19 protein-coding genes and 2 pseudogenes are annotated in these 17,991 nt (G+C 37.2%); 12 read left to right on the plus strand and 9 right to left on the minus strand.

What is annotated here, in order from left to right:
- Positions 1 to 46: 46 nt before the first annotated feature.
- On the minus strand, positions 47 to 352 hold the full coding sequence (gene rpmE, locus Bandiella_RS05680; protein ID WP_323732739.1) for a 50S ribosomal protein L31: 306 nt from the start codon (positions 350 to 352) through the stop codon (positions 47 to 49).
- Between the two features lie 154 nt (positions 353 to 506).
- Here rpmE and ssb point away from each other — a divergent pair, with 154 nt between their 5' ends.
- The 8 genes from ssb to Bandiella_RS05720 all read left to right on the plus strand — a co-directional run bounded on the left by ssb (position 507) and on the right by Bandiella_RS05720 (position 7,347).
- Positions 507 to 947, plus strand: coding sequence for a single-stranded DNA-binding protein (ssb, locus tag Bandiella_RS05685; RefSeq protein ID WP_407651241.1), 441 nt, complete (start codon positions 507 to 509; stop codon positions 945 to 947).
- An 18-nt stretch (positions 948 to 965) separates the two neighbouring features.
- Positions 966 to 1,739, plus strand: coding sequence for an IS1 family transposase (locus tag Bandiella_RS05690; RefSeq protein WP_323732740.1), 774 nt, complete (start codon positions 966 to 968; stop codon positions 1,737 to 1,739).
- Positions 1,740 to 1,780: 41 nt separating this feature from the next.
- Positions 1,781 to 2,248 carry an RNA pyrophosphohydrolase gene (locus Bandiella_RS05695; RefSeq protein ID WP_323732741.1) on the plus strand — a complete coding sequence of 156 codons (468 nt, stop codon included), beginning with the start codon at positions 1,781 to 1,783 and terminating at the stop codon, positions 2,246 to 2,248.
- Positions 2,248 to 3,300, plus strand: a complete 1,053-nt coding sequence (gene queA / locus Bandiella_RS05700; protein ID WP_323732742.1) for a tRNA preQ1(34) S-adenosylmethionine ribosyltransferase-isomerase QueA — start codon at positions 2,248 to 2,250, stop codon at positions 3,298 to 3,300. Before Bandiella_RS05695 ends, queA begins: the two co-directional genes overlap by 1 nt.
- A 303-nt stretch (positions 3,301 to 3,603) precedes the next feature.
- A complete protein-coding gene (locus Bandiella_RS05705; RefSeq protein WP_323732743.1) occupies positions 3,604 to 4,743 on the plus strand; it encodes a sensor histidine kinase in 1,140 nt (379 codons plus the stop codon).
- A gap of 3 nt (positions 4,744 to 4,746) precedes the next feature.
- A complete protein-coding gene (gpmI, locus tag Bandiella_RS05710) occupies positions 4,747 to 6,258 on the plus strand; it encodes a 2,3-bisphosphoglycerate-independent phosphoglycerate mutase (protein ID WP_323732744.1) in 1,512 nt (503 codons plus the stop codon).
- A 172-nt stretch (positions 6,259 to 6,430) separates the two neighbouring features.
- Entirely contained in the window at positions 6,431 to 7,042 is a 612-nt protein-coding gene (locus Bandiella_RS05715) for a transposase (protein ID WP_323732577.1), read from the plus strand.
- A 20-nt stretch (positions 7,043 to 7,062) separates the two neighbouring features.
- Positions 7,063 to 7,347 (plus strand): transposase, encoded by a 285-nt coding sequence (locus Bandiella_RS05720; protein ID WP_323732745.1) that lies wholly within the window; start codon positions 7,063 to 7,065, stop codon positions 7,345 to 7,347.
- Here Bandiella_RS05720 and Bandiella_RS05725 read toward each other — a convergent pair.
- The 7 genes and pseudogenes from Bandiella_RS05725 to Bandiella_RS07610 form a co-directional block, all read right to left on the minus strand.
- Positions 7,326 to 7,811 (minus strand): annotated as a pseudogene (locus Bandiella_RS05725) (IS6 family transposase); the annotation flags it as partial. The gene Bandiella_RS05720 and the pseudogene Bandiella_RS05725 overlap by 22 nt on opposite strands.
- 427 nt (positions 7,812 to 8,238) lie before the next feature.
- Entirely contained in the window at positions 8,239 to 8,844 is a 606-nt protein-coding gene (locus tag Bandiella_RS05730) for an RsmD family RNA methyltransferase (protein WP_323732746.1), read from the minus strand.
- Positions 8,813 to 9,790, minus strand: a complete 978-nt coding sequence (mltG, locus tag Bandiella_RS05735) for an endolytic transglycosylase MltG (protein WP_323732747.1) — start codon at positions 9,788 to 9,790, stop codon at positions 8,813 to 8,815. Before mltG ends, Bandiella_RS05730 begins: the two co-directional genes overlap by 32 nt.
- A complete protein-coding gene (locus Bandiella_RS05740; protein WP_323732748.1) occupies positions 9,787 to 10,389 on the minus strand; it encodes a ribonuclease HII in 603 nt (200 codons plus the stop codon). The genes mltG and Bandiella_RS05740 overlap by 4 nt, the downstream gene beginning before the upstream one ends.
- A complete protein-coding gene (gene tkt, locus Bandiella_RS05745; RefSeq protein WP_323732749.1) occupies positions 10,376 to 12,373 on the minus strand; it encodes a transketolase in 1,998 nt (665 codons plus the stop codon). The genes Bandiella_RS05740 and tkt overlap by 14 nt, the downstream gene beginning before the upstream one ends.
- A gap of 16 nt (positions 12,374 to 12,389) precedes the next feature.
- Positions 12,390 to 13,295, minus strand: coding sequence for a ribose-phosphate diphosphokinase (locus tag Bandiella_RS05750; protein WP_323732750.1), 906 nt, complete (start codon positions 13,293 to 13,295; stop codon positions 12,390 to 12,392).
- Positions 13,273 to 13,665, minus strand: coding sequence for a hypothetical protein (locus Bandiella_RS07610; protein WP_407651282.1), 393 nt, complete (start codon positions 13,663 to 13,665; stop codon positions 13,273 to 13,275). Before Bandiella_RS07610 ends, Bandiella_RS05750 begins: the two co-directional genes overlap by 23 nt.
- Here Bandiella_RS07610 and Bandiella_RS05755 point away from each other — a divergent pair.
- Both Bandiella_RS05755 and Bandiella_RS05760 read left to right on the plus strand, forming a co-directional pair.
- Positions 13,616 to 13,774 carry a hypothetical protein gene (locus Bandiella_RS05755; protein WP_323732751.1) on the plus strand — a complete coding sequence of 53 codons (159 nt, stop codon included), beginning with the start codon at positions 13,616 to 13,618 and terminating at the stop codon, positions 13,772 to 13,774. The genes Bandiella_RS07610 and Bandiella_RS05755 overlap by 50 nt on opposite strands.
- Positions 13,775 to 14,003: 229 nt before the next feature.
- Positions 14,004 to 14,489 (plus strand): annotated as a pseudogene (locus tag Bandiella_RS05760) (IS6 family transposase); the annotation flags it as partial.
- A gap of 36 nt (positions 14,490 to 14,525) precedes the next feature.
- Here Bandiella_RS05760 and nuoF read toward each other — a convergent pair.
- On the minus strand, positions 14,526 to 15,818 hold the full coding sequence (gene nuoF / locus Bandiella_RS05765; RefSeq protein WP_323732752.1) for an NADH-quinone oxidoreductase subunit NuoF: 1,293 nt from the start codon (positions 15,816 to 15,818) through the stop codon (positions 14,526 to 14,528).
- Between the two features lie 256 nt (positions 15,819 to 16,074).
- On the opposite strand from nuoF, the gene Bandiella_RS05770 reads away from it, so the two are divergent.
- Both Bandiella_RS05770 and fabD read left to right on the plus strand, forming a co-directional pair.
- Positions 16,075 to 16,838 (plus strand): IS5 family transposase gene (locus tag Bandiella_RS05770; RefSeq protein WP_323732753.1). Its coding sequence is split into 2 segments (ribosomal slippage): positions 16,075 to 16,447 and positions 16,447 to 16,838, totalling 765 coding nucleotides; the frame shifts between segments, so codons are not numbered across the junction.
- 207 nt (positions 16,839 to 17,045) lie between these two features.
- Positions 17,046 to 17,984, plus strand: coding sequence for an ACP S-malonyltransferase (fabD, locus tag Bandiella_RS05775; protein ID WP_323732754.1), 939 nt, complete (start codon positions 17,046 to 17,048; stop codon positions 17,982 to 17,984).
- Positions 17,985 to 17,991: the final 7 nt, after the last annotated feature.

A 17,991-nucleotide genomic window follows, 5' to 3' on the forward strand; every position in this document is an offset into this window, starting at 1 on the left:
TATGCCAAATTACGCCGCAGGAGAAATCTTCTTACAGAGATATGCTTTAAGCAGTGGCTTCAGCTTTTTTTGTTGCGCCAAAGCTCAAACCCTTGAACTTACTATTGAATTTAGACACCTCAGTAGCTTTTGTGTTTACGTAATTTGCTTCTTTTGTCCAAGCAGGGTGGGTTTTTGGATCGATGTCCAACTTCAGGTAGTTGTTTTTATACGTGGACCTCATTGCCAGCTTGGTTCCATCAGTCATCTCAACGGTTACTTCTTTGTAATCTGGGTGCAGGGCTGCTTTAGCGCGTTGAGCCACTAATTCTGCTTTTGATTTTGCATCAAGTTTATTTGTTACTTTTGCCATGACACTTGTATTTTTTTCTTTATGATCATAGGTAGTTAATTACAGAAAAAAACAGATAAGAGCAAGTTTTTTTTGTTTGAAAGCAACTTATCTGTTTACATGCAGAACTAAACTGATATAAGTGTTGATTAAATAGAATATTAACTATGCTCAAATGGTTGGAAGCTTAAACAAAGTCACGTTGATCGGCAATGTAGGCAAAGATCCTGAGGTTAGAATAACGCAAGAAGGAAAGGAGATACTCACCTTTTCACTTGCTACTACTGAAACGTGGAAAAATAAGCATACTGGAGAACGCCGGGAAAAAACAGAGTGGCATAGAGTTGTGGTTTTTATTCCAGCCCTAGTAAATATCGTAAAAAACTATGCGGTAAAGGGGACTAGGCTATATGTTGAGGGCTCTTTACAAACTAGAGAATGGAACGACCAGAGTGGTATAAAAAAATACACCACAGAAATAGTGTTACAAACACACAACAGCTCAATTATATTACTGGGCTCCAAACCATCTTACACAGACAACCATACAGAAAATAAGAAGTTGAAGAAGGAAGAGAAAGATGCTGATGATTATGTGTGGGGAGTGTTGCCATAAGATAGATAAGATGCTAAAATGAATATAGCGAGCAACAAAGAAAATAGAAATATGAATACAGAGTGTAAAAAATGCAGTAGCAGTAAATACGTTAAGAATGGTAATATTATGGGTATGCAAAGGTATAAATGCAAAGAGTGTGTATGTAATTTTACAAGCACTAAATTAAGAGGCTGTTCGCCAGAGATGAAGGCTCTGGCAGTGTTATTGTACAGCATGGGAAAAAGTAGCTTTAGATGGCTAGGGAAATTATTTAAAGTAGCTCATACTAGCGTATATAAGTGGATAATACTGTATGCTAAAAAGATACCAAGACCAACAGTGCCGGAAGAATTGAGAGAAGTTGAAATAGATGAGATGTGGCATTTTGTAGATTCAAAAAAAAACAAATTATGGATATGGAAAGCCTATAGTAGGGAGCTCAAGAGAGTTGTTGCCTGGGTGGTTGGTAAGCGTAACGTTACAACCTTTAGAAAATTGTGGAAAATCATAAGTAGAGATAATTGCACTTATTACACAGACGCTTGGTCTGTTTATTCAGAGGTTATACCTCGCCATCAACATGTTGTTGGCAAACAACATACACTCTCAATTGAGTCCAATAACTCAAACACAAGGCACAGAATTGCAAGAATGACCAGAAAAACAAAGGTAGTTTCAAAATCTGAAGAAGTTGTCGATCTTACGATTAAGCTCTGGGTACATTTTGAGGATAACAATAATTTCCTAAGTGAGCAGGGCAATTTTATATCTATCTTATGGCAACACTCTGTATGTGTGTATAGATATTGACGATGAAATACCTTGCTAAATAACGGAGCAGAAGAAAAAATATGACAGACTCCTACAGAAGTGGAATTGGGGTTATGCTTTTCAACCAAAGAGGTGATGTTTTGATGGGTGAAAGAAGAAACGTTCAAAATGCATGGCAAATGCCTCAGGGTGGGATAGATGGGGATGAAACTCCTGAACAAGCTTTATATAGGGAGGCTCAAGAAGAAATTGGTACGACAAACTGGAAGATTTTGGCAACGTCAAAAGATTGGCTATACCACGATTTCCCAGAAGCGTCCGCTAAAGTATGGTTCAATGGGAAGTACCTGGGGCAGAAACAAAAATGGTTTTTGTTGGAGTTTTTAGGTCAGGACTCAGACATTAATGTTCAAACGGAAAAACCAGAGTTTGTCAATTGGAAATGGGTGAAAATTGATGATTTAGAGAGAATAGTAGTTGATTTTAAAAAACCGCTTTACTCATTGATTATAAGAGAGTTTAAACCATTAATACCAAAAATATTTTGATGAAATTATCCGATTTTGACTTTGCGTTACCGCAAAGCGCAATAGCGAAATATCCAAAAAACCCCAGAGGAAGTTCAAAACTACTGCATTTAAACCACCAATCGAAAATTCAAGACTACAATTTCCAACAAATTACCAGTTTATTCCAAAAGGGTGACGCATTGGTTCTGAACAATACCAAAGTAATTCCGGCATATCTTGAAGGAATTATTGCGAAACACTGCGGGGATAAAAAAGAGGTTATTGTTTACCTAAGTAAAGATTTAGGTGATGGAAAATGGCTGGGGTTTATTAAACCTGGTAAACTCGCTAAGATTGGGGAAGAGATAGTCTTCCAAGATCAGCTACTGGCAACTCTTATTGATAAAGATGTTAACACAGGAGAGGTGCGATTTGAGTTTAACATCAATGATGCGGCTTTACTCACTACAATCTGCAACATAGGGAAAATGCCAATACCTCCATATTTCAAAAGAAAACCGGAACTATCTGATAAAGTGGATTACCAAACTATATTCGCTAAATATTACGGCTCTGTTGCTGCTCCAACTGCTGGTCTTCACTTTAATGAAGAAATACTGCAGGAGCTAAAAAATAAAGGGGTAGAAATAACATATGTTACGCTTCACGTTGGCACAGGAACATTTTTGCCAGTTAAGACAAATAATATAACAGAACATAAAATGCACTGCGAAAAATTTTTAATATCGCAAGGTACTGCCGACCTTATTAACCAAAAGAAAAAGGAGAATAGAAGAATAATATGTGTTGGTACAACATCTTTAAGAGCTCTAGAGGCTGCAGCAAATTCTAAAGGAATACTAACCCCACAAATCAGCGAAACTGATATTTTTATTACTCCAGGATATAAATTCAAGGTTGCAGATGCCCTCATCACCAATTTTCATATGCCAAAATCAACACTTTTTATGCTTGTATGTGCCTTTTCCGGAATTGACTCGGTTAAAAATGCATATGCCTATGCAATAAAGCATAATTACCGTTTCTTTTCTTATGGAGACGCTTGTTGGCTAGATCGCTTAGATGCATAATCAAAAAGTTTCCAATCCTCTTAATTCAGAGCAATTAACTATAGCGCAATAGCTTTAATTTTGGTACACTGAGGCGAGGCGCAAAGTGTGGTAAATCCACATGAAGTAACGAGCGAAGTAGTAACAAGTTTAAAGCTATCCTGCTTTAGCAATATTATTTTAGAGCATTATATGCAGATAAGTCTTATTCCAAAGTCAATATACGGTAGATTCCTGCTGATGATCTTACTGCCCATTATTATTATACAAATAGTCACAATAGTAATTTTCTACGAGAGGCACTGGGAGAATGTTTCAAACAATATGAAGAATTACTTAGTATCTGAAGTTAAGACCATAGTAAACTATTACATCAAACACAAGGAACACAAACAAGTTTTAAAAGACTTAAACCAACTGGATGTAAATATACTACTACTAGAAAACTATAAGACTCATGCTAAGATTACCGATACCATTCTTGAAGAGTTTGAAGACAAACTGAAGAGAAGCATAACTTATAAACTAGAGGTGTTTTATATAAACGAAAAGTCAGAGATTAGGATGCTAATATTTTTGGCGACTAATAAAATACTAAAAATCGACGTTTCAACAAAACGGATTAAAAACCCAACAACATATATATTCGTGCTTTGGATTGTAACAACTTCAATATTATTTGGTTTGATTTCGTTGTTTTTTATGAAGAATCAGGTCAAATCAATACTCAAACTCACAAAAGCTGCGAAAGATTTTGGCCAAGGAAAAATATATCGATTTGTTCCTTCAGGAGCGATGGAAATTAGGTCTTTGGGTTTGTCTTTTCTTAAAATGCGTAAAAATATAGAAAGGCAGATAAGATATAGAACAGAATTATTAAACCACATAGCTCACGATTTGAGAACGCCAATTACAAGGATAAAGTTAAAATTGGCTTTATTAGAAAAATCTCACAATATGCAAAGCATCGATAAAGAAATCAACATCATTGAAAAAATGATCAAAAGTTATCTTGACTTTGCGAAACAAGAGGGCAACGAGAAAGGCGAAAACAGAGATTTAGTTTTGCTGATCAAAGACATTATCAGTGTTTTCAATAATAAATGCATTCATTTTGAGTCTAGCTGTGATAACTTGGAAATCCATCTCAAAGCTGTTTCTATTGAAAGAGCCCTCACCAATGTCATTGACAATGCCCTCAAACATACTAAGACACTGGTAAATATAAGTTTGTTTGGTGATGAGGAGAAGGTGATAATAGAAGTGGATGATGACGGACCTGGGATTGCAGAAAAAAATTACAAAGCTGTATTCGAGCCATTTAATAAGATAGGGTCATCTAAAGAGGGTTATGGGCTGGGATTTGCAATTGCAAAGAATATCATTAGCGCGCATGGAGGAAAAATTTCACTTGCCAAGAATGAATATGATGGGCTAAAAGTGGCAATAACGTTACCAAGATAGGGAATGACAAAAAATAAATTACTGCTTTGTATTTTAGATGGTTGGGGATGTTCCGCCAACAAGGAACATAATGCAATATATCTTGCAGATACTCCGTGTATGGATAATTTGCAGCTTTATCATCCACATAGTCTTATAAAAACAAGTGGCGAGAGTGTTGGGTTGCCAAACGGACAAATGGGGAACTCTGAAGTTGGGCACACAACAATTGGGGCAGGCAGAGTGATTTTCCAAAGTCTTCTTAGGCTTAACCAATTGACTAAAAGTCATGATGATTTGTCGAACAACCTTGCATTAAAAAAACTTATCAACAAAACTGGAAATAAAGTTTGCCACATACTTGGCATGATTTCTGATGGTGGTGTTCATTCTCATATAGATCATATCATTGCCATAGCGCAATTTTTATCACAACAAGGAGTGAAAGTTATACTACACGCTTTTACCGATGGCAGAGATACTTCACCTCAAAGCGCAATTAACTACGTGCAAAAAATATCAGAGCGCGAAATTCATATAGCATCCATCAGCGGCAGGTATTATGCAATGGACAGAGATAAAAGATTGGAACGCGTTAGCGCAGCATATAACGCAATTACTGGGCAAAGCAGCACGACTTTTGATGATGCAAAGGATTATATTGAACATAACTATGATAACAACGTAAGTGATGAATTTATTATCCCAGCTCAGCATAAAGACTATATGGGGTTTCAAGATGGAGACTCACTACTTGTAACCAATTTCAGAGCTGATAGGATAAGGCAATTACTAGAGATAATGTTGGTAGATCACGTTGCTCCCTTTAGCACTCAAAAACTCATGATTTCTTATGCTGCAGGAATGATTGAATATTCCGAAAATTTATCTAGTATAATGGGCACCATACTGCAAAACAATACAGTTCGAAATGATTTGGGCGAGCATTTATCAAATTTAGGACTAAGACAATTAAGAATCGCTGAAACTGAAAAGTACGCTCACGTTACATACTTTTTCAATTGCGGTAGAGAAAAGCAAGTGCCAGGGGAAGATTGGATGTTGATTCCATCTGCCAAAGTAAAAACATACGACTTAAACCCAGAAATGTCAGCCCATCAAATAACAGATACGTTAATAAATTTAGCACAAAACGGTAACTATGATTTTATTTGCGTTAACTACGCAAATGCTGATATGGTAGGTCATACTGGGAATCTGGAGGCAAGTATAAAAGCATGCTCAACAATTGACCAATGCGTTTCTAAACTTGTGGCTTTTTGCAAGGATAATAATTTCGATATGTTAATCACAGCGGATCATGGTAATGCTGAACAAATGATGGAGGAGAGTAGTGAACAAGCGAAAACTTCGCATACAATGAACGATGTCCCATTGATATATTTCGGTACCCAAGCTATAAAACTGAAAAATGGCGAACTATCAGATATAGCTCCAACTATACTTGATCTGTTAAAACTTCCAAAGCCACAAGAAATGGATGGTAACACACTCATCACCTTAATTCGGGATTAGATTATTATCTGGATAGCTTTTATCCATAAGCTGAAAAACAAAATGGAGTTTATCTCTCTGACAAAAGAAATGTTGGCACATGTGACGCAATAACTTTAATTTTGCCAACTTTTTAGTCATTGAGGTACATCAAGGGAGTGTTGCAAGATGGAATAAAGAAAGGTATAGTGGAGTGGATTACAGAATAAAGAAGAGAAAAATGTCATCAGCGCATCAAATAATAATGGTATGTTTGGATCAATTGGTTGGTAGTGAGCATCAATATCGCAAATTTAAGGAGCTGTTTAATTTTGGGGCAGCAGAGCAAGAGCTGAAGGGAATTGAATCTCCTGCTAATTATAAGGGATATGGTGTTTTACGTTTATTTAAATGCTTGTTGTTACAGTTTATGGAAGATTTGTCAGATCGTGAACTAGAAAGATATTTGAGTGACAGTGTTGCAGCCAAGTGGTTTTGTGATTTTGATTTAACCGAAGCCACACCTGATTATAGCGTTTTTAGTAGAATCCGCTCAAAGATAGGAACAAATTTGTTATCAAAAATCTTTGCCATTTTTAGAGATCAACTAAAATCTCAAGGATATATGAGCGAGGTATTTACTTTTGTTGATGCAAGTCACTTGATCTCCAAAGCTAATTTATGGGAAGAGCGGGATGAAGCCAGAAAACAAAAATATGAAAAACTTAACAACGAAGTCTTGCCTAAAGTCGCACATGATAAACAAGCCAAAATAGGGTGCAAGGGTGGTAGTAAATTTTGGTATGGCTATAAGAAAAACATGTAAGCGTAGATATTCAATCCGGAATGATCAACAAGGTTGCTATAACGCCTGCTAATGTTACCGATGCAAAGGGAGTTGCGCATGTTTTACCAAATAGTGGAGCAGTTTATGCTGACAAAGGGTATTGTGTTGCACCAGCAAAGAATGCAGCTAAAAGCAGAGGTATTCATTTTTGCGCCATCAAGAAAAACAATATGAAGCAAAAGAATTTTGACCTTGATCGATACTATACTTGGCACCGTCAAGTTAATGGAGGTAAGGGCGTGACAGAGCATCTTTTTGAAAATTATGCAGCAGCTATGGATTGAGCGGCGTGATCCCAAATAGATTTAGCTTCGAAAAACATTTCTTTTTGCTTGCTAGAACTGTTAATATACCTGCCCACATCTACTGAAAATATGTTCCTTATTTTTCCCATCAAAGAAAGAGTTTGCTGTACCCCAGAAGGAGATTTGAATTTTATTAGGCATTTCTCTTTCCTGCGTGTTGGTTGGTGTGCATTTTCAACCCTATTATTTAATCCTTTATGGCGCCTATGCTCTGTTTTAGGGCACATTTCTTTTATAGGTTTGGTATAGCTTTTTAATTTATCTGTCACGATTACTCTGGGTACTGGATTTGATTGTAATAATCTTGATAAAAACCTTATCGCAGACTTTTTATTACGTCTGGTCTGTAGGAAGACATCTATCTCATATCCATCTTCATCTACAGCTCTCCACAAAATAAAATATTTACCGTTAATTTTAATGCTCATCTCATCCAAATGCCATTTATCCTTTGCTTTCCTCTACTTCTTCTTGATTATATCTAAAAACCTTTTTCCAAATTTAATACACCATGCTCTTATCGTTTCATGGCTTACTTCTATACCCCTTTATAACAACTCTTCTGCTACGTCTCTATAACTCAAATTAAATCTGTGGTACAACCAAACTGCATGTCCTATTATCACCATTGGATATCTGTATCTGCTCGCTCTTTCTTCCATTGTTTTTCTATTATTTTTTATTTTGCTCCAATTTACTATTTTTTCCCTCTTCTCTCAATACCTTTTGCACCTCAACTTTTTTAACTTGACGGTGCCGTTTTTCGAAGCTAAATCTATTTGGGATCACGCCGCTCAATCCATAGCTGCTGCATAATTTTCAAAAAGATGCTCTGTCACGCCCTTACCTCCATTAACTTGACGGTGCCAATTAGCTTGTTGAATCCAATGACAAACATAAGATCATACAGTTGCTGTAATGTTTTGAAAAAGCAATTGCATAGCCATTAGGGATCAGAGACTGTATATCTTTTGCAGTCTCTATTATCACTAAAGATTTTTTATGAATTAACTGTTTTATATGCACTAATAAATGGGGGATTATATTATGATTGTAGGGTGGGTCTATATACACAAAATCAAATAACGGACAGTTATCAATTATTAATTTGCTGGCATCGGAATTAATCACCTTGTAACCCTCATCTTTACATATGCTTGTTATGTTATTTTTGGTGATGGCAAGAGAATTCTTATCATTATCCACAAAATAAACAGGAGAAAATCCACGTGACATGGCTTCTATCCCCATCGCACCTGTTCCGCAACAGACATCCAGAAAAGAGCAAGATTGAGCCTCTCTTCCATCTTTTGCTAGGCTGCTGAATATGATATTAAACACCGCTTCCCTTGTTTTCGAAGTGGTGGGTTTAATCTTTGAAGCCATTCCTTTGAGCTCACTTACTATATTACGTCCTTTGTACTTCCCTGCAATTATTTTCATTTCATTTTGATTTATCCCTCCTAACTTCGGCAATATTCTGTAAATGCTGCTTGTATCCACTGGCGAAGCGGTGACGTCCCTGAGAATCGGCAACAAAGTACATAAAATTAGTTTTTTGTGGGTGCAAAACCGCTATTATTGAAGATTTTCCTGGAAGACATATAGGAGTTGGTGGAAGCCCAGTGTGTAAATATGTATTGTAAGGAGATTTTACCTTTAAATCCTCATAGGTCACTTTTCTGTTAAACTCGCCCCCTTGTGAAATTCCATATATCACTGTTGGATCAGCTTGAAGAGCCATATTTTTCTTTAAACGGTTCAAATATACGCCAGCAATCAATGGCTTTTCATCTATAAATCTTGATTCTTTCTCCACAATTGACGCAAGGATTAAAGCTTGGAAAGGTTCTTTGAGTTCTTGAGTATGTAATATATCTCTATTTTCCCACTCCGCCATCACTATAGCCTGCATCTCTTTGTTCATTTTATCCAACATGAAGCTTATGTTAGTATCATAAAGATACTTATATGTGCTTGAGAATAGTTCTCCTTCTTTATAAGTTATTAAATCTTTGATATCGTCAACCATACCATTTTGCCTTTTCAAAAGTGCAACAACCTGATTGATGGTTATTCCCTCCGGCACTGTAACTTGATGTATAACTATTTGCCCTGAGGTAATTTTAGTTAATATTTGGTAGTTATTACTCTCTCTTGGGATCAAATACTCTCCGGCTATCACCTGTTTGCCAAAAATCTTCAGCGTCAGAGCATACATAATGAAAAAGAGTTTGTTCTGTATGACACCATTTTTTGACAAAATGTCTGCAACGCACTTTATGGAACATGGCTTTGGTATGATTATGTTATGCTCCTTTTCTGTTTTGATTGAATACAGATTAAAATATAAGTAAGAAGAAGTGAGTCCAATTGTAATCAACTTAAGGACAATAAGGTATAAAAAGATTTTCTTTATCACTGAGGTATTATATTTTTTAAAAAACTTCTCCTATGGTGGACGCAGATTCCATGCTCCCTTATAGCACGAGAGTGTTGTGCAGTGCAATAACCTTTATTTTGTTTCCATTGATATTGTGGGAACTCTTTATCTAACTGTTCCATCATTTTATCTCTTGTTACTTTTGCTACAATTGAAGCAGCAGCAATGCTAAGTGATTTGCCATCACCACCTATGATGGTTGTAATGTTGTTCATAGCAATGTCTGGGCTAATGTTCCCATCAACTAATACATGATCAAACTGGTGTTGTTGCTGTATTTTTGCAATCACCCTTCTCATAGCCAGCAAAGATGCTTGCAGGATATTTAGTTTTTCTATCTCCTCAACACTACAATATGCAGTAGCGTATATGCATTGATTGATGAGTTGACTGTATATCTTCTCTCGTTTATTTGCACTGAGTTTCTTGGAATCATTAATCTCTGTCACATCAACTTGGTCATTCAATATAACACCAGCGGCCACAACTGCTCCAGCAACACATCCTCTGCCAACTTCGTCAACACCTAAAGCAATTCCCCCCAACTTTTTTTCATAAAATAAGTTAGGCTTCATCATTCTTTAATATTTTTTTTAAAATCCTAGATACGACTTTATCAGTGATTAATCCAAAATGCTCATTTAAATCTTTCATCGGTGCTGACTGGCCGAACTTTTCTACTCCAAAAAACATCCCTTCTGGACCAATAATTTTCGACCAAGACTGTTCAATGCCTGCTTCTATAGCAACTTTTAGCGAATCGTCGTGCAGTATTGCTGTTTGATATTCAAAAGGCTGATCCCAGAATAACTCTTGGCATGGTACTGAAATAACTCTACTGAAAATCTCCTTTTCCTCCAGATTTTTTGCCACTTCCATCGCAAGCGATACTTCTGAACCGGTTGCAAAGATTGTTACAATATGCCTTTGGTTTGGTGATTGGTATAAAAGGTATGCTCCGAATTTAACCATATTTTCCCCCTTATTTACTGCCCCGGCTTTTCTGAGTTGTGGCAAGTTCTGTCTGCTTAGGCAGAGTATCGATGGTCTTTCCTTCTGCTGCAGTATTAATTCCCAGCACTCTGTAGTTTCCGTTGCATCTGCTGGCCTAAATACATTTAGATTTGGAATCGCCCTTAAAGAACTTAAATGCTCCACCGGCTGGTGTGTGGGGCCATCCTCACCAACACCAATGGAATCATGTGTGAATATTAAAATTATTGGGAGTTTCATAATAGCTGCCAGCCTAATTGCCGGCCTGCAATAGTCTGAAAAAACTAAAAATGTTCCACCATATGGGATAAACCCACTATGCACCTTGATCCCATTCATTATCGCCACCATAGCGTGCTCTCTTACCCCATAATGAATATAGTTACCAAAGAAACTTTTTTTTGAGATAATCTCCTGTGAAGAAGTTTTTGTACCATTAGAACCAGATAAATCGGCAGAACCTCCAATAAGAGCAGGAGTAATTGGGGTGATTACCTCAAGTATCCCCTGAGAGCTTTTCCTAGTTGCCTCCATACTTCCAATCTGCAAAGTTTTTGCGGCTTTTATTGCTCCTAATGCATCAGAAACATCACTTGTTCTTGCGATAAACTCTCTGTAAACTTTTCCATATTTTCTTTGCCAATTATCATATTCTGGCAAGTTTCTTTTAAAAAAACTTCTCCATAGTTCTAATACTGCACTTGGAGTTGAAAACTTAGGATAATCCCAACAAAAAACTTTTTTTACTAAGGCTATCTCTGTGTCTCCCAGGTTTTTGCCATGAGATTCCTCTGAATTTTCAAAATGTGGGGAACCATAGCCAATTTTTGTTTTGCAAGCAATGAATATTGGCTTTTCAGTTTCTTGCGCCACTTTTAGGGCATTGTAAATTGCATCAGGATTATGCCCATCAACCGACATTACGTTCCAATTATACGAAGCTACCCTGGCAAGCGTCATATCTGATATAGCAAGTGAGGTGGGGCCATCAATTGAAATTTTATTATCATCAAACAACACTATTAGGTTGTTTAACCCTAAATGTCCAGCAAGGGACATAGTCTCATGAGTAATACCTTCCATAAGGCACCCATCACCAACTACAACATATATTTTATGATCTATAGCAGTGCCCAATTGCTGACTCAATTTTCTTTCTGAGATGGCCATGCCTACCGCAGTAGCCATTCCCTGCCCCAGAGGACCTGTGGTTGTCTCCACACCCAAATTGTGATCATACTCTGGATGCCCAGGAGTAATCGAACCAAACTGTCTGAAGCGTTTTAGCTCCTCTATCGTGTATTGTTCGTACCCAAGAAGGTGCAGAAGGCCATACAGCAATGCTGATCCATGCCCAGCCGATAACACGAATCTGTCCCTGTTTGGCCAGCTGGCATCTTTTGGATTGAACTTTATGAAATACCTAAAAAGCACCGTTGCAACATCTGCAAATCCCATTGGCATACCGGGATGCCCAGATTTTGCCTCCTCTACCATTTCTATTGCCAATATCCGCAAGGCTGTTGATAGTTTGTGGTGATCCTCTTGTTGAGTTGAATTACTTAGCATATTTCCCAGCACTTTTTTAAAAATATGAATTTATACAATTGATAATCGAGTCTGATATATCCACCGTGTTTATAGTTGAAGTATATATCTTGTTAGAATCAATTTGTATAGTATTTGATACGCTTAATTTACTAAGACGTGATGCGATGTCTTTTAATTTGTCCATATCACAAGCTCCAAGCAGGTTATGTGTGATGATTGTTTCCACACTCTTAGCTCCAGCTGATTCTAATATATCAATCGCATTGATAATAGTCTGCCCACTTCCTATTATATCATCAAGTAATATACAGTGCTTATTTTGAACAGCACCCATGATACCATTTATCGAAACGTTATTCTCTTTGTCTCGCTGTTTATATAGCACAGCAAGCGGAACTTTTAGAAAATTACTAACGCTTGTGCTTCTTATTTTCCCCCCGATATCTGGGGAGACAACCACAGCATCAGCTGCCACAATACTCTCAAGTCGACTGTGAAAGACCTCAAGCATTGTGATATTTTTAACAGGGATTCTAAAAAAACCCTCCATCTGGCTGGAATGCAGATCTATTGTGATCAACGTATCAAGCCCCGCAGCTTCTAGCAGCGAAGCTATACATGATGCAGAGATAAAATCAGCATCCTCAGTTTTGTGATCCATTCTACTGTATATAAAATATGGAATAATAACATGGATTCTTTTCGCCCCGCGTCTTTTGACAGCATTGATTAGAAATAACAGCTGCAAAAGTTTTTCATTTGGGTTTGGGAATAATTGGTGGGTGATCAAGACTGCCTTTTGATATAAATCATCATGGATTTTAATGCTTACCTCTCCATCTGAAAATTTGTTAATCTTCATATCGACGGCATCCAAATCTATTTTTGATAAAATTTTTGTAACTAGATGCTTTGTATTATTGCAGCTTAATATTTTCATTTTTATAATCTTTAATAAATTTTATCAACTTTAGTGGGTGAAAAAATAAAGTCGAGACCGAAAAAAACTCAGCTCCTGCCTCGCTATATGCTAATATATCTGCAACAGACTGTATCCCTCCTCCCCCTATTATTTGAATTGAATCACCAAAAACTCTATTTACCCTTTTAACTAAACGCAAGTAATGTTCTCTAATGACCTCACCTGAAGCACCCCCGTTCTTAGTAGGAAAAGAGTTGAAGAGATGGAAATATTTGACGCCACATCTCTGATAGTGCTCTATTATGGATATGTGATTTTTGGATGGTGGTACTTTGATTATGATTTCTAATTCTAAACTCTTTAATTCGCTGATCTCGTCTTCTGACAGAAGAAGTACTTTCGCGTTGGGGCGGCACCGTCAAGTTAAAAAAGTTGAGGTGCAAAAGGTATTGAGAGAAGAGGGAAAAAATAGTAAATTGGAGCAAAATAAAAAATAATAGAAAAACAATGGAAGAAAGAGCGAGCAGATACAGATATCCAATGGTGATAATAGGACATGCAGTTTGGTTGTACCACAGATTTAATTTGAGTTATAGAGACGTAGCAGAAGAGTTGTTATAAAGGGGTATAGAAGTAAGCCATGAAACGATAAGAGCATGGTGTATTAAATTTGGAAAAAGGTTTTTAGATATAATCAAGAAGAAGTAGAGGAAAGCAAAGGATAAATGGCATTTGGATGAGATGAGCATTAAAATTAACGGTAAATATTTTATTTTGTGGAGAGCTGTAGATGAAGATGGATATGAGATAGATGTCTTCCTACAGACCAGACGTAATAAAAAGTCTGCGATAAGGTTTTTATCAAGATTATTACAATCAAATCCAGTACCCAGAGTAATCGTGACAGATAAATTAAAAAGCTATACCAAACCTATAAAAGAAATGTGCCCTAAAACAGAGCATAGGCGCCATAAAGGATTAAATAATAGGGTTGAAAATGCACACCAACCAACACGCAGGAAAGAGAAATGCCTAATAAAATTCAAATCTCCTTCTGGGGTACAGCAAACTCTTTCTTTGATGGGAAAAATAAGGAACATATTTTCAGTAGATGTGGGCAGGTATATTAACAGTTCTAGCAAGCAAAAAGAAATGTTTTTCGAAGCTAAATCTATTTGGGATCACGCCGCTCAATCCATAGCTGCTGCATAATTTTCAAAAAGATGCTCTGTCACGCCCTTACCTCCATTAACTTGACGGTGCCCCAGCTTTTTGAAAATTTTTTATTCTTGCCTCTAGCTCCCCTCTAAAATGTCTCACTAACCCTTGAATAGGCCAAGCAGCAGCATCACCCAGTGCACATATGGTATGTCCCTCGATTTGTTTTGTAAGCTCGATTATTGAATCAATCTCGCATATTTGTGCATCACCACGCACCAATCTTTTCATTATTCTATATAACCAGCCAGTTCCCTCTCTGCAAGGTGTGCACTGGCCACAGGACTCGTGCATATAAAATTTAGAAAGGTTAGCAACTGCCTCTACGATATCTGTGGATTTATCCATAACAATCACTCCAGCAGTCCCTAAAGCGGAATTTGCTTCTCTCAGACTGTCAAAGTCCATCAACACATTCTCGCAAATGCTTTTTGGAATCAATGGGACAGAAGAACCGCCAGGGATAACTGCAAGTAAATTATCCCACCCTCCTCTAACACCACCTGCATGTTTTTCAATTAGTTCCTTTAGTGGAATGGACATTGACTCTTCAACGTTGCATGGCTTGTTAACATGCCCTGATATACAATAAACTTTTGTTCCAGTATTTTTAGACCTACCTATGGATGCGAACCAATCCGCCCCACGTTTTAAAATATCGGGGACAACAGCTATAGTCTCTACGTTGTTTACGGTGGTTGGGCAACCCCATACACCAACAGCTGCTGGGAAGGCAGGTGGCTTTAACCTTGGCATTCCTTTTCGTCCTTCAAGACTGTTAAGTAGAGCCGTTTCTTCACCACATATATATGCCCCAGCTCCTCTGTGGAGATACACATCAAAGTCAACCCCTGTATCAAGTATGTTACTACCAAGAAACCCAAGCTCATACGCTTCATCTATTGCTTTCTGCAACACTTGTGACTCATGATAGTACTCCCCGCGAATATATATATAAGCAGCCCTTGCACGTATGGCAAAACCTGCAATTAAGCTCCCTTCTACTATCCTATGTGGCTCATAGCGTATAATATCACGATCTTTACAAGTACCAGGCTCACTCTCATCCGCATTCACAACTAGATATGACGGTCTGCCATCTTTGCTAATTTTTGGCATAAAAGACCATTTCGTCCCTGTTGAAAATCCAGCCCCGCCTCTTCCCCTTAGATCTGATTTTTTTACCTCTTCTATTATATCATCTTGTGACTTTTGTAGGTTTTCTTTTAGGTTGTGCCAAATACCTCTTTTTATTGAAGATTTGATATCACAGGGCATTTTCCCATCTAAATTTGTAAAAATTCTATCTTCACTTTTTAACATAAAATAATATTTTTTATTGCGCTTATTTAACTTTTAGCCGTATATACTCTGCTAACTTCAAAAATTTGCGTCGTCATATTTCGGACTGAGGCATTTCGTTATGTACATCTTCGTCAATTTCAAAAATAGCTTGAGTATATATTAGCACTGTATGCAAATAACAAAAGCATAATTTTCAAGACACTTGCATAATCTAGATAGTGTCGTCATGAGATTTGTGATATAATATGAAAGAAAAGATAAATCAGGAGTAAAAATGGATTTAGGGCTACATAGGCATGATATAACAGATAATATGTGGGATTTGATAAAGGATCATTTACCAGGAAGGGAAGGTACGTGGGGAGGTTTGGCACATAATAACAGAAGATTCATTAACGCAGTATTTTGGATATTAAGAACAGGTTCTCCCTGGAGAGATTTGCCTTCAGAATATGGAGGATGGAAAAATACACATAAAAGATTTTGCAGATGGAGAGACAAAAGGATATGGGAGGCTTTATTGGAGATATTTGTGAAAGAACCTGATATGGAATGGTTAATGATAGACGCAAGTCATAGTAAAGTGCATCCACATGCTTCAGGTGCAAAAGGCGGCAATCAAGATATGAGTCGTACAAAAGGGGGCTCAATACAAAGATTCACCTTGCCTTGGATTCACATGGTATGCCACTCAAAGTTATTATCACAAAAGGCTCAGAAGCTGATTGCAAGCAGGCTGTTAATCTTATTGAAGAGATGAAAGCTGAGTACTTACTAGCCGACAGAGGGTACGATGCTAATTACATAATTGACCATGCCCAAGAATTGGGCATGAGCGTTGTTATTCCTCCTAAAAAGAACAGAATCACCCAGAGAAAATACGATAAAGATTTATACAAAATAAGGCATATTGTAGAAAACACCTTTCTTCATCTTAAAAGATGGAGGGGAATTGCAACCAGATATGCTAAAAATTCAGCTTCTTTTCTTGCCGCAATTCAGATTAGATGCTTATCTCTTTGGCTTAAAATCTCATGACGACATTATCTAAATTTACGTTAAGATTTCGTTAACAAAAAACTTGCTGTTATGAGGTGAGTTTTATTCTCCGACCCACAAAGCAATTGTTCAACAAGACTGCAACCAATTTTATACGGCTATATCAATGTGAATTCTAAAAATTAATCTAGTATATTTTAGCAGAGTGGTTTAGAATTCATCCTTTGAAATATTTCTTTGATAAAGATGAAAACAGCTTTTTTATTTCCAGGCCAGGGCTCTCAACAAATTGGAATGGGAAAAGAGATTTATGAAAATTTTCCTAAAGCAAAAGAGGTATACGACATTGTGAACGATGCGTTGAACCAAAAGTTGAGCGACATAATTTTTTATGGTGATGAAGAAGAGCTCAAGATTACTAGCAACACTCAACCAGCTATAATGGCCACTTCTATTGCGCTACTTACCATGTTATGTGATTTTGCCCATAAAAAGATGGAGGATCTATGTTGTATTGCTGCTGGACATTCACTTGGTGAGTACAGCGCATTGTGCGGGGCAGATTCTTTGACGTTAAGTGATACAGCAAAAATTCTACGAGCAAGGGGCAATGCGATGCAAAAGGCAGTGCCTGTTGGGGTTGGAGCCATGTATGCGTTGATTGGTGGAGACGAAGTCAAGGCCCAATCAATATGCGAAGCACTATCAGCTTATGGAATTTGTGAAATAGCTAATGATAATGGTGCAGGACAAATTATACTAAGCGGCAGCGCCAAAGCTTTTGAAACAATAGATTCAATTATAAAAGATTGTAATATAAGAAGAGCGGTAAAACTTCAGGTAAGCGCTCCATTCCATTCGAGTCTTATGAAAGAAGCGACTGCAATAATGGCAAAGGGATTAGATTTATATGATTTTCGCGACACCAAAGTAGAAATTATAGCTAACTATTCTGCCGATGTGTATAAGTCGAGTAATGAAATTAGGCCATTGCTCATTAAGCAGATTGAGGGTAAGGTAAGGTGGCGCGAGACTATTGCCAAGATGTATCATGATATTGGGGTTAGAAGATTTGTTGAAATTGGGCCTGGCAAGGTTCTTTCCAATCTTGTAAAGCACCAATATGCCGATGCACAGGTGTATAGTTTGCAAAACATTCAAGACATTGAAAACTACTTAAGATAGGAGGCTG

Source organism: Candidatus Bandiella woodruffii, assembly GCF_034359465.1.
Lineage (GTDB): Bacteria > Pseudomonadota > Alphaproteobacteria > Rickettsiales > Midichloriaceae > NDG2.

Bases quoted from the DNA above. Each gene is read 5' to 3' on its own strand.
- rpmE (WP_323732739.1), bottom strand. From the start codon at position 352: ATGGCAAAAGTAACAAATAAACTTGATGCAAAATCAAAAGCAGAATTA.
- ssb (WP_407651241.1), top strand. From the start codon at position 507: ATGGTTGGAAGCTTAAACAAAGTCACGTTGATCGGCAATGTAGGCAAA.
- Bandiella_RS05690 (WP_323732740.1), top strand. From the start codon at position 966: ATGAATATAGCGAGCAACAAAGAAAATAGAAATATGAATACAGAGTGT.
- Bandiella_RS05695 (WP_323732741.1), top strand. From the start codon at position 1,781: ATGACAGACTCCTACAGAAGTGGAATTGGGGTTATGCTTTTCAACCAA.
- queA (WP_323732742.1), top strand. From the start codon at position 2,248: ATGAAATTATCCGATTTTGACTTTGCGTTACCGCAAAGCGCAATAGCG.
- Bandiella_RS05705 (WP_323732743.1), top strand. From the start codon at position 3,604: ATGAAGAATTACTTAGTATCTGAAGTTAAGACCATAGTAAACTATTAC.
- gpmI (WP_323732744.1), top strand. From the start codon at position 4,747: ATGACAAAAAATAAATTACTGCTTTGTATTTTAGATGGTTGGGGATGT.
- Bandiella_RS05720 (WP_323732745.1), top strand. From the start codon at position 7,063: ATGATCAACAAGGTTGCTATAACGCCTGCTAATGTTACCGATGCAAAG.
- Bandiella_RS05740 (WP_323732748.1), bottom strand. From the start codon at position 10,389: ATGATGAAGCCTAACTTATTTTATGAAAAAAAGTTGGGGGGAATTGCT.
- tkt (WP_323732749.1), bottom strand. From the start codon at position 12,373: ATGCTAAGTAATTCAACTCAACAAGAGGATCACCACAAACTATCAACA.
- Bandiella_RS05750 (WP_323732750.1), bottom strand. From the start codon at position 13,295: ATGAAAATATTAAGCTGCAATAATACAAAGCATCTAGTTACAAAAATT.
- Bandiella_RS05755 (WP_323732751.1), top strand. From the start codon at position 13,616: ATGATTTCTAATTCTAAACTCTTTAATTCGCTGATCTCGTCTTCTGAC.
- nuoF (WP_323732752.1), bottom strand. From the start codon at position 15,818: ATGTTAAAAAGTGAAGATAGAATTTTTACAAATTTAGATGGGAAAATG.
- fabD (WP_323732754.1), top strand. From the start codon at position 17,046: ATGAAAACAGCTTTTTTATTTCCAGGCCAGGGCTCTCAACAAATTGGA.